The 11,246-nt window shown below is 69.6% G+C and carries 7 protein-coding genes; 4 read left to right on the top strand and 3 right to left on the bottom strand.

Annotation, left to right across the window (positions count from 1 at the left end; genetic code table 11):
• Positions 1–20 precede the first annotated feature (20 nt).
• From ACN469_RS19205 to nadD, 3 genes are read left to right on the top strand one after another with little or no spacing between them, the layout of a single operon-like run.
• Positions 21–1,202, top strand: coding sequence for an exo-beta-N-acetylmuramidase NamZ family protein (locus ACN469_RS19205; protein WP_498769972.1), 1,182 nt, complete (start codon positions 21–23; stop codon positions 1,200–1,202).
• A 16-nt stretch (positions 1,203–1,218) separates the two neighbouring features.
• Positions 1,219–1,890 carry a hypothetical protein gene (locus ACN469_RS19200; RefSeq protein WP_498769964.1) on the top strand — a complete coding sequence of 224 codons (672 nt, stop codon included), beginning with the start codon at positions 1,219–1,221 and terminating at the stop codon, positions 1,888–1,890.
• Between the two features lie 14 nt (positions 1,891–1,904).
• A complete protein-coding gene (gene nadD, locus ACN469_RS19195) occupies positions 1,905–2,465 on the top strand; it encodes a nicotinate (nicotinamide) nucleotide adenylyltransferase (RefSeq protein ID WP_498769962.1) in 561 nt (186 codons plus the stop codon).
• Positions 2,466–2,472: 7 nt separating this feature from the next.
• Here the strand turns inward: nadD and ACN469_RS19190 are convergent, their stop codons facing one another.
• The gene (locus ACN469_RS19190; RefSeq protein ID WP_498769960.1) at positions 2,473–5,790 is read right to left on the bottom strand and encodes a hypothetical protein; all 3,318 of its coding nucleotides are present in this window, start codon (positions 5,788–5,790) and stop codon (positions 2,473–2,475) included.
• A 223-nt stretch (positions 5,791–6,013) separates the two neighbouring features.
• On the opposite strand from ACN469_RS19190, the gene ACN469_RS19185 reads away from it, so the two are divergent.
• Complete coding sequence (locus tag ACN469_RS19185; RefSeq protein ID WP_498769958.1) at positions 6,014–7,330, top strand: hypothetical protein; 1,317 nt, start codon at positions 6,014–6,016, stop codon at positions 7,328–7,330.
• Here ACN469_RS19185 and ACN469_RS19180 read toward each other — a convergent pair.
• Both ACN469_RS19180 and ACN469_RS19175 read right to left on the bottom strand, forming a co-directional pair.
• Entirely contained in the window at positions 7,323–8,504 is a 1,182-nt protein-coding gene (locus ACN469_RS19180; protein WP_498769956.1) for a DUF2520 domain-containing protein, read from the bottom strand. The two genes, ACN469_RS19185 and ACN469_RS19180, sit on opposite strands and share 8 nt — an antisense overlap.
• Positions 8,501–11,047, bottom strand: coding sequence for an AAA family ATPase (locus tag ACN469_RS19175; RefSeq protein WP_498769954.1), 2,547 nt, complete (start codon positions 11,045–11,047; stop codon positions 8,501–8,503). The genes ACN469_RS19180 and ACN469_RS19175 overlap by 4 nt, the downstream gene beginning before the upstream one ends.
• Positions 11,048–11,246: the final 199 nt, after the last annotated feature.

Below are 11,246 nucleotides of genomic sequence, written 5' to 3'. Positions count from 1 at the left end.
GTTGTGAGGAAGGAAGCGCCGTGACGAAGGTGAAGACGGGACTGGACGTGTGGGTGGAGCAGGGGTTCTCGGCGCTGAAGGGCAAGCGCGTGGGCGCCATCGTCAACCCCACCAGCGTGGACTCGAAGTTCCGCCACCTGGCGGACCTGCTGTCCCAGGCGCCGGGCGTGACGCTGGGCGCGCTGTTCGGCCCGGAGCACGGCGTGCGCGGCGAGGCGCAGTACATGGTGGCCGTGGGTGAGGCGAAGGACCGCCGCACCGGCGTGCCCGTGCACAGCCTCTACGGCTCCACCTTCGAGTCGCTGTCCCCGCGCGTCGAGTGGCTCAAGGGCCTGGACGCGCTCGTCTTCGACATCCAGGACGTGGGCAGCCGCTACTACACCTACGTCTACACCATGGCGCTGGCCATGAAGGTGGCCGCCAAGGCGGGCGTGCCCTTCTATGTGTTGGACCGGCCCAATCCCCTCAACGGCCGGGCGATGGAGGGCAACCTGGTGGGGGAGGGGTTTCGTTCCTTCGTGGGCCTGTACGCGCTGCCCAACCGCCACGGCATGACGGCGGGGGAGCTGGCCCGGTTGTTCAACGCGCAGGAGGGCTTCGGCTGCGCGCTGACGGTGGTGCCCTGCGAGGGCTGGCGCCGCGAGCAGTTCTGGTCCGACACGGACCTGCCCTTCATCTCCCCGTCGCCCAACATGCCCACGCCGGACACGGCGCTGGTGTATCCGGGCATGTGCCTGGGCGAGGGGACCAACGTGTCCGAGGGCCGTGGGACGTGCCGCCCCTTCGAGCAGTTCGGCGCGCCGTGGGTGGACACGGACGCGCTGCTGGCGCGGCTGGCGAAGGAGGACCTGCCGGGCGTGGCCTTCCGCGCGGTGGGCTTCACCCCCACGTTCGACAAGTACCGGGGCGAGTCCTGCAACGGGGCCTTCATCCACGTCACGGACCGGCGGGCCTTCCTGTCGCTGCGCACCGGGGTGGCCATCTTCCAGGCCCTGCACGACATTGGCCCGGGGAAGTTCGACTGGCGGGCGGACGCGTACGAGTTCGTCGAGGACGTCCCGGCCTTCGACCTGCTGTGTGGGACGGACCAGGTGCGCCGGGGAATCGAGGCGGGCTGGAGCCTGGACCGGCTGATGGAGGGGTTCTCCGCCCAGACGGAGCGCTTCGGCGGACACAGGGAGCCCTACCTGCTGTACGCTTGAGCGTGGGACTTTCCACGTGATTGGTGTCTTCTCCGACAGCCACGGTGACCTGCAAGCCTTCGACGCGGCCTATGAGCTGCTGCGCTCCCTGGGCGCGCGCCGCTTCCTTTTCACGGGTGCGCGCTACACGGACCTGGACGAGTGGTTGCTCTGGCGGCGGCAGAAGAGCCGGGGTGGCCGGGAGTACTCGGACTCGGACTTCCTGGCGGACGTGAGCCAGTGGCTCGGCAGCCAGGACGCGCTGCCCCGCACTCCCTCGCGGGGCGCGGCGCCCGCGGACATGGCCTCCGAGGACGACCGGCGCCTGGTGATGGAGCGCTTCGTGCGGGTGCCGGAGCGCGATTCGCTCCAGTACCGAGACCCATCCATCAACAACAAGGCGATGGACCTGCTGGGCGACACGCTGTGCTGCGTGGTGCACGACAAGAACGATTTGACGCGAGAGGACCTGCTGAACGCGCTGGTCTTCGTCCACGGCAAGGACCCGGAGCCCAAGGTCGTCCAGATTGGCCCGCGCTACTTCCTGACGCCGGGACGGCTGGTGGGCGCCGCCGAGCAGACATGCGCGCTGCTGGAGAAGGTGGACCGTGACTTGCGCTTCTCCGCGTACCGGCTGGACGGGCTCGTGGTGCTGGAGCCGCAGGTGGTGGTGCTGGACAAGAAGTCCCCGAAGCTGACCTTGAAGTGACGTGAGGCCCTGACGTGCAGGTCGCGCTCCTAGGAGGCTCGTTCAATCCGCCGCACGTGGGGCATCTGATGGCGGCCTCGTACGTGCACGCGACGCAGGGCGTGGACGAGGTGTGGCTGATGCCGTCCTCGCAACACCCGTTTGGCAAGCAGATGGAGGCGTTCGAGCACCGGGTCGCCATGTGCGACGCCATGTGCCGCGAGACGGCGGGCTGGCTGAAGACGACGCGCATCGAGAGCGAGCCCGGGCTGACGGGGCGCACGGTGGACACGCTCGAGTTGCTGGTGAAGCGGCACCCGGGCGTGCGCTGGTCGCTCATCATCGGCAGCGACATCCTGCGAGACTTGCCCCACTGGAAGGACTTCCACCGCATCCAGGAGATGTCGCGCGTCATCGTGCTGTACCGCGCGGGCTACCCGGCGCCGGACACGGTGGGACCGCCCCTGGCCGAGGTGTCCTCCACCGTGATTCGCGAGCTGCTGGCGCGGGGCACGGAGCCGTCGGACCTGGTGCCCTCCGGCGTGCTGGCCCATGCCCGCGCCGCCGGGCTGTATGGCCTGGGGCGCGGGAAGTAGGGCGGGCCTAGAGGCCGAGTCCCACCAGGTGCAGGTCTCCCAGCCCGTCGTCGTAGCGACGGGCGAATTGGTAGAAGATGGAGAAGGGCACGGCCTGCCCCAGGGTGAACTGGAGCGACATGGCCGCGCCAAACGCGCCGTGGTTGTCCCGGTTGTCCGTGCGCGCCAGCGTCGCGAAGATATCCATCTCGAAGTTGCGCACGAAGAGCGACGGCAGCAGCCACAGCGTGGATGCCCAGCCGTGGTCGATGATGAAGCGGTAGCGGTACGTCGCGCCGCCAATCAGCGCGTTCTTCGCGCGAATCGTGATGTCCTCGTAGCCGCGCACGTACTCGCTGAACGCGATGCCCGGCTGGAGCTGAAGTGGCAGGCGGCTCGTCTCCGTCGAGCGTCGGCTGCTGTACCAGGTCTGGCCCGCGCTGAACCCGCCCACTTCGAGCAGTCCCTCGGGTGCACCCGGCAGGTAGCGGCCCACCGCCGAGAGCTGGATGTTGTCCGTGCCGCCAAAGAACCCGCGGAAGAAGCCGTCCAGGCCCACGCGGACGTCACCCATCGTCGAGTCGAGGGCGAACGCCCCGGGATACACGGCGCCGCTCACCGAGATGCCCAGTCCGCGCTGGAGGCCACCGTAGGACGTTGAGTCACCCGCGAAGTAGGACGCGGAGACCTCCGGGCCAATCAGCCGCGTGACGAGGCGAGGGAACTGGCCGAAGGCGTCGTACTCGCGCCGCAGTGCCAGCACGCCAATCGTCACCGGCGTCGTCCAGAACGTGCGCGACGCGTAGGCCAGTGCCTGGAGGTCCGTGCGGTCGTTGTCTCGCACACGGGCGACGGAGGCCTGCAGGTACCAGGGCGCGAGCTGCGCGTTGCCGTAGGCGAGCGACACGTTGGGCTCTTCATCCTGCGTGCTGTACGAGAAGTTCAGCGAGTACGCGTGGAAGCCGAGCCGGTCCTGTCCCGCGAGTGACAACCCACCGCTGAACAACAAGTCATCCGAGTCTTCGCTCTCCGTCGCGACCCACAGATACGGGAGTCGGAACTCGGGGATGAAGAAGCCCTCCAACGTCGAGTAGGGCTCGTCGGTGAGCACCGTCACCGCCTTGCCCGGGTCGGGAGGCGGCGCGACGACGGGCGCTTCGAGGTCTCCCTCGGTGGACGCGATGGGCTCCACGGGAAGGTCGGTCGCGAGCGGCGCGGCCACCGGAGCGGGCTCAACGGGCGCGTCCGTGGACCGCGGCGGGAAGTCCGTGAAGCCACCTGGGGCCGGCTCGGAAGTCGTCGGCCCCTGTGCCTGGACAGGTGGCGATGCCCCCGAGTCCTGCGTGCCGGGGAGGGCCGTGAGTGTCCCCGCGTCTTGTCCGGCCGAGGCGTTGTGCGTGCCTGGGCTGGCCGCGAGGGTCCCCGCATCCGGGTTGGTCGACGCGGGCGTGCCAGGGAACTGCGACAGCGCGTCGGGCGACATGCCCGCGTTCGGCCCCTCGGGCGGCGATGTGGCGGGGAAGGCCGAAAGCTCCTCGGGCGCGGGCGGTGGCGGCGTCTGGTCCACCGGAGTCGTGACGGCGGGCGCGGCGGTGAGGGGCGGCGGGCTCATCGTCGCCGTGTCCGCCTGGGAGGGCAGGGGGGCTTCGGTCCCCGCGACAACGGGAGGAGCCTCCGTGCTGAACGCCGGCACCGTGGTGCTCACTCGCTCCGTCATCGCCACCAGGGGTGAGCGGTCGATGGTGAACGACGTCCCCGCGCGATTCAGGAAGACCACTTCGCCCGTGCCCATGGGGCTCACGTCCATCACCAGGTGCGGCGCATCGGTGATGCGCGCGAGCTCCCGCGTGGAGACCGTCATGACGTACGCCTGGAGTCGTCCGGTGTCCTCGCGCAGGAACACGATGCGGTCCGCGTCCAGCCAGCGTGGCGAGTAGTTGAACAGGCCGTCTCGCGTCAGCCAGCGCAGGCTCCCATCCTCCTCGCGCACCACGAGGTCCCAGCCCAGGCTCCCTCCCAGTGGGAACACCATCCGCTTGCCATCCGGCGACACTGCCGGCGGGCCCAGCGGCGCGCTCGCATCGAAGCGGGTGAGCTGCTCCTGCTTGCCCGTCTCCAGCTCCAGCCGCATCAGGTTCGCCGTGTCCCCCTCGACGCGGACATAGACATACGCCGCGCCATCCGGAGTGACACTCCCGCCCATTCCCTTCACGTCATCCCAGACGCGAACCACTTCGCCCGTGCGAGCGTCCACGCGCCACAGCTTCGCGGCGTACGCCCCCACCGCGTTCAGGTCCGCCATCACCAGGTAGAGCCACGCACCGTCCGCGCTGAAGGACATGCCGCTGACCAGCGTCGACGAGCCCAGCACCCACCGGCGGAAGGGCAGCAGCTCCACCAACGGCCGCTCGAACCGCACGTGCCCATCCGGCTCACGCACCGTCAGCCGCGAGTACTGCTCCCGGCCCACGCTCACGAGCGCCGTCACGCCGCTCGAGGGATGCGAGGCGAGCCGCGAGAAGTACCCCGCTTCGGGAATCCAGACGCGCTGCGACTCCGGCCGCTCTCGCACGATGAGCTGCTCATGCAGGTCCTTGGTGTAGTCGGCGAACAGCGAGCCGATGTCCTTTCCATAGACACTCTTGAAGCGCAGCGTCACCGCGATGGGCGGGATGATGGTGGAGCCCTGCTTGTCCACCAACTGCCACAGCTTCGCCTCGCCATACTTCGTGGCCAGGTACTCCACGAAGTGCATGCCCGTGAGGTAGTTGCCTCCAAACGGATCCAACGCCCGGTTCTCCGGAGACAGGTACCCCGGGTTCAGCTTCCCGTCCTTGGCCTGCACCACCGAGTCGAACCAGCCTCGCCACACCGGACTGTGCGGACGCCCGGTGTCCTTGCCGAAGCGGCCCTCGTAGTACGTGGCCAGTCCTTCCAGGAACCAGGACTCGGTGAAGGTGTTGGGCTGGAACAGGCCCCCCGTGAAGGTGTTGAGGAAGCCCCACAGGCCATTGGTCTGCTGGAGCTGCACGTAGTGCACGGCCTCGTGGCAAGCCACGTCGCCGATATCCACCTCGCCCAGGCCGAAGAAGTGGAACAGCTCCAGCGTCACGTGCGCCGGCATCACCATCTGCTGGGGGATGCTCGCGTAGTCCGGCACGACGTACGCGTTGTTGAAGTCCGCGCTCGTCATGTAGACGAGGAGGCGGGGGCGGGGCTCCTGGCGCCAGGTCTGCGCGCGCAGTCGCTCCACGCAGCCCTCCAGCCGCGCCGCCATCCGCAGCGCGGGACCTTTGAGTTGCTCCGGGTAGTAGAGCTCCAGTGATTCCGTCGTCAGCTTGCGCATGGGGTCGCGCGCGAACGACGTCTGGATGTCTTGGGGAAAACGAGGTGTGACGAAAGCACACCCCCAGCTTGTCAGCAGGAGACAGACGGCCACGGCATGCCAGCGAAGGCGCCGGTGGGAAGCAGGCATGCGGGCCATCCTACTGGCCACAAATCGTAGCCACGAACGCGTTTTTCACGGTAAGGGGAAGCCCACCGCTTCCCTTTCGATTTCGGATTCCTTCATGTCCCAACCGGAACCCCAGGCGCATCCTGTCCCCCAGCATGTCCACCAGGCGCAGCTCCAGGTCGCCGCGGCCCTCGAAAAGGCCGAGGGCCAGCCGATTGACCTGGTCAAGGCGCCCTGGGCGGACGTGGAGAAGGCCGTCGCGAAGGTGCTCGGTGGCCCCTTCCAGGTGAACAAGCCCGAGCACCAGACCATCGCCCTGGGTCTGGCCGGCGCGTTCGCCATGCGCCTCATCGTGGAGCACAACGCGTTCTGGTTCCCCAACCGCGACTCTCCGGAGGGTGCCACCCTGGGCTTCCCCGAGGCCATCATCATGCTGTCGCCGTTTGGCGCGGCGATGGACGCGCTGGGTCAAAACAAGCTGGGCCGGCTGGATGACCTGGCTTCGGACATCCGCCGCTCGCTGGGTCAGGCCCGCTTCGGCACCAACCCCGCCCAGGCCCTGGGTGGTCAGGCGCCGAAGCTGACGCCGGTGGACTACCAGCGCCTGTTCGACCCGGGCTTCCTCCAGTTCGTCGTCGTGGACCCGAAGAAGGCGACCACCACGCTGGAGACCAAGCCGGACGTGCTCGCCCGCGACGTGCGTAACGCGCTGGGTCGCGCGCAGGACCTCCCGGCCGAGGCGCGGCAGCAGTTCGAGGGGCAGATCGTCCAGTCCCTCCAGCGCCTGGACCCGAGCAAGACGCTCATCGAGCAGGCCGAGCGCGCCCCGCGACTGGCCGAGCTGATGGTCCACCTGTTCGCCACGGTGAACGGCACGGGCTCGGCGCCCGAGGACTTCTGGCACGACATCGTGCTGCCGCTGCTCTTCATCGGCGCGCCGACCTCCTTCCCGCCGCTGGATGAAGAAGAAGTCGAGCTGTACCGCCAGGGCGCGGACGCGCTGCCCCTGTTCGTGGATGTGGTGCCGCACGCGCACCCGGCTCCGGACGAGGGTCTGCTGGGCGCGTTCGAGATGAGCGACATCGGCCTGCTGCACCCGGGCTTCGCTCGGGTGGGCGCGCTGCGGCTCATCCGCATCGACCCCACGCGGATCAAGCCGCTGCTGGCCAGCTTCGACGCGGCCAAGCTCGGGGGCTCCATCAAGGCGTTTGGCGAGGCCGTGGCGAAGGCCGCTGGCAAGCCGGTCAACGAGACGCCGCAGGGCAAGGAGATGCTCCAGGCCTCGCTCACGCTGCTGTCGGACCTGCAGCGCGGAATCGCGTCGGGTCAGGGCGAGCTGTGCCTGCGCCGGCTCACCGAGGCGGAGGCCGCTTCGGAGCGTGCGCTGGGCTCGGTGCGCAAGGGTCTTCAGGGTTCGCTGATCATCACCTGAGTTGCTTCCGCAGCGCGGCGCGCGACTCGGGGCGGAGACGCTCCGAGGCCAGCTTCAAGGCGCGCCGCGACAGCAGTCGGTAGATGGGGGCGACGTCGTCGGGGAGGGCCGCGAGGTGTGCGGCCACCACTCCCGCGTCGCCTCGGACGATGGGCCCGGTGAGGCTTCCCGCGAGGCCCCGGGCTTCCATTCCACGCAGGGCGGAGCGCATCAGCGGTAGCAGGGCCGGCAGGGCGTCCTTCGGGTCGATGCCCGCGGCACCGAGCGCGGCGACGGCGGCATCCGCGAGCGCCACCACGAGGCCCGCGCTCATCACCGCACCCGCGTGGTAGGCGGCGCGGTGGCCCTCGGGCACTTCCAGCGTGTCCAGCCCCACGTCGACGGCCATGTGACGGAGCACGTCTCGCAAGGCGCGCGAGCGGGTGCTGATGGCGGCGGTGTTGCCCGCGAGCGAGTCCCGGGCGGAGGACACCGCGCAGAGCGGGTGGAAGGAGCCCAGCGCGCGACCTTTCGGTGGGCCCAGGGCGTCCAGGGACAGCGCGCCCGCCGTGTGCACGAGGGCGACGGAGCGGGGCAGGGTGGTGGCGAGTGACTCCGCGACTCGGGGGACCTCGGCGTCGGGGACGCAGAGGAGCACGAGGCGCGCGCGCCGCAGATCCTCGGGCGTCGCGGTCTTCAGTCCGAGGGCTTCGGCGCGAAGGCGTCCCTCTTCTCCGCGTGAATGCATGCGGACGGGCCAGCCCGTTGCGTTGAGCGCGAGGCCCAGCGCACCCCCGAGCCTTCCCGCGCCGATGATGACGAGCGGTGGGCGGGGTGTGCTCGGGGTGTTTCTTCCAGCTCGATTCGCGAGCGGCTCCGCGACTTGTGTGGTGCCTTCCGGCGTGGCTCCGCGTGTCGCCGCGGCACCGCGTTTCCGAGAGGTGCCGAGGCTGCGTTCCGGCGTGTGCTTCCGCGCTTCTTTCGCCGCGCGGGTGAGTGAGGAACTCGAGCCCTTCGTGAGCGCGGGTTTCCGCGCTGCTTTCGCCGCACGGGTGAGTGAGGAACTCGAGCCCTTCGTGAGCGCGGGTTTCCCCGCTGCATTCGCAACACGTTTGCGCGGGGAGCTCGTGCCCTTCGCGGGAGCGGGTCTCCCCGCTCCCTTGCCACCACGCGTCCGCGAGACGCGGGGACTCATCGCACCCGCTGGAACGCGAGCTGACCGGCGAGCAGCGCGACGCGCACCTTGTCGCCCGCGCCGAACTCACCAGAGAGGATGCGCTCCGCGAGCGGCCCTTCCACCAGCCGCTGCACCATCTGCCGCATGGGGCGCGCGCCGAGCTGCGGGTCGAACCCGCCCGACTTCAGCAGGTGGCCCACCACGTCCTGGCCCGCGACGTACTCGATGCCGCGCTCGGTGGAGAGCCGCTTGCTGCTCTCCTCCAGCAACAACGTGGCGATGCGAGCGACCTCCTCCTCCTCCAGGGGACGGAAGGGGAGCCGCTCGTCGATGCGATTCCACAGCTCCGGGGGCAGCGCCTTGCGCGCCGCCGACGCCGCCAACTCCAGCGCGTTCGTCGTCCCCGCGCCCTCCGAGCCGAAGCCCAGCGGACGACCCGTGCGGGAGAACGCCTCCGCGCCCAGGTTGGTCGTCATCACGATGACCGTGTTGGAGAAGTCGATGTGCCGACCCTTGCCGTCCGTCAGCCGCCCCTCCTCCAGCACCTGGAGCAGCAGCATCTGCACCTCGCGGTGCGCCTTCTCGATTTCATCCAGCACCACGATGGACGAGGGCCGCCGACGCACCGGCTCGGTGAGCTGTCCACCCTCGCCGAAGCCCACGTAACCCGCAGGAGAGCCGATGAGGCGCGACACCCCATGCGCCTCCGCCATCTCACTCATGTCCAGCCGCACCAGCGCGTCGCGGTTGCCGAACAGCACCTCCGCGAGTCCGCGCGCCATCTCCGTCTTGCCCACGCCCGTGGGGCCCAGGAAGAGGAAGCTGCCCATGGGCCGCCGCGACGCGAAGCCCGCGTAGTTGCGACGGATGACCCGGGCGATGCGCGCAATCGCCTCTTCGTGCCCGATGACCCGCTCGCTCAGGTCCTGCTCCAGCCGCAGCAGGCGCGCCGAGTCGTTCATCAACAGCCGCTCCTCCGGCACGCCCGCGAGCTTCGCCACCACCCGCGCCACGTCCGAGGGCTCCACCACGTCGCGCCCCTCGCGGTGGCACCGGCTGCCCGCCAGGTCCACCACCGAGATGGCCTTGTCCGGCATGAACCGGTCCGTCACGTAGCGACTCGCCAGCGACGCCGCGGCCTCCAGCGCCTCCGGGCGATAGCGCAGCGCGTGGTGCTCCTCGTACCGGCCGATGATGCCGCGGAGGATCTCCACCGTCTCCGGCACCGACGGCTCGTGCACGACAACGGGCGTGAAGCGTCGCTCCAGCGCCGGGTCCGCGCTGATGAACTTGCGGTACTCGTCGTGCGTCGTCGCGCCGATGCAGGGGAACTCACCGCGCGCCATCGCCGTCTTCAGCTCGTTCGCCGCGTCCTGCGGACCGTCGCCCGTCGAGCCCGCACCCACCAGGGTGTGAATCTCGTCGATGAAGACCATGATTCGGCCTTCCGCGCGGCGGACCTCTTCCTTCAGCGTGTTGAGCTTCTCGGAGAAGGAGCCGCGAAGCTGCGTGCCCGCGACCAGCGAGGCCATGTCCAGCTCCACCACCACCTTCTCCGCCAGGCTGCCGCGCAGGCTCAACAGCCGCTGCGCCACGCCCTCGACCACCGCCGTCTTCCCCACGCCCGCTTCACCCAGGAGGCACGGGTTGTTGGTGCGGCGCTTGCCCAGGACGTCGATGACCTCTTCGATCTCCCTCGCGCGGCCCACCACCGGATCCAACCGACCTTCACGGGCCAGCTGACTCAGGTTGCGGCCCAGCGACGTCAACATCGGAAACGCCTTGGGGTCCAACGCCAGCGACGCGCCCTTGGCCACGGGTGCGGGCGTCGGAGCGGGGCGCGACACGGGCGCCGGGGGGGCAGGCGTCGGCGCGGGAGGCGGCGCCGCGCGGGCCACCGGAGCGGGCGCGGGCGGCGGCGGAGCGACCTTGGGCGCGGGCGCCTCCTGGACCTCGTCATCCACGTCGATGAGGTCCCTCGGAGAGAGGGCGGGAGTGGTGACGCGCGGCGGCGGGGGCAGCGGGGGCGCGGCCGGCAGGGAGCGCGGCAGGCTCACCGCCACGGCCGAGGAGGGCAGGGGAGACGGAGGCGCCCCGAGCGGTCGGGCAGGGACGATGGGACGCGCGCCGAGCACATGCGTACGGCCAGGCTGGAGCTTGCGCGGCATCCGCCCACTCACGAAGTAGGAGACCGCCGTGGTCCGCAGGGTCGCCAGATCCAACCCCGTCTGCGTCAGCAGCTCGTGGGCGACGCAGCGCACCCGCGTCACCGCGATGAGCAGGTGGAGGCAGTCCGCCTCCTGGGAGCCACAGCTCGTGGCGATTTCCCGGGCCTTCTCCCTCAGCTCGCGAACGTGGCCGTCCCCTTCCGCCGGCGCGGCGGTGAGCAGGTGGAGGAGCGCATCCTCGTCCACGCCCCGCTCCTTCAGCAGGAGCTGCGCCCGGTTCTCCACCGTGAAGAGCGCCAACAGCACGTGGGCCGAAGTAATCTTCTGGGCCACGCTCCGGGCGATGTCATTCGCTTCTTGGAGGACCTGGGCCAGATCCGTGCTTTCGACCATTCGAGCTCCGGCAAGCGTGCAGCCGAGCGGAATACACCCTCTCGATCCCGACGGCAAAATTTCCGCAACAGGTTGCTACAGGTCTGCGGAATCCTTGGAGTAGAAAGCCGCCCCACCTTCCATGAGGATGGAATTAGGTTGGCCGGCTGCCCGTTCACCGCCGCAAAATTTCGACTGGCCGAGCAATTGCCTGAGGGGG

The organism is Corallococcus terminator (genome assembly GCF_049194865.1).
GTDB classification, from domain to species: Bacteria; Myxococcota; Myxococcia; order Myxococcales; family Myxococcaceae; genus Myxococcus; species Myxococcus terminator_A.
Note: the sequence above shows the minus strand (reverse complement) of the source record. Positions and strands in the feature narration are given on the sequence as shown.

What these genes read in the sequence shown, in the direction of transcription:
- ACN469_RS19190 (WP_498769960.1), bottom strand. Translation starts at nt 5,790, where the DNA reads ATGCGCAAGCTGACGACGGAATCACTGGAGCTCTACTACCCGGAGCAA.
- ACN469_RS19185 (WP_498769958.1), top strand. Translation starts at nt 6,014, where the DNA reads ATGTCCCAACCGGAACCCCAGGCGCATCCTGTCCCCCAGCATGTCCAC.
- ACN469_RS19180 (WP_498769956.1), bottom strand. Translation starts at nt 8,504, where the DNA reads ATGAGTCCCCGCGTCTCGCGGACGCGTGGTGGCAAGGGAGCGGGGAGA.
- ACN469_RS19175 (WP_498769954.1), bottom strand. Translation starts at nt 11,047, where the DNA reads ATGGTCGAAAGCACGGATCTGGCCCAGGTCCTCCAAGAAGCGAATGAC.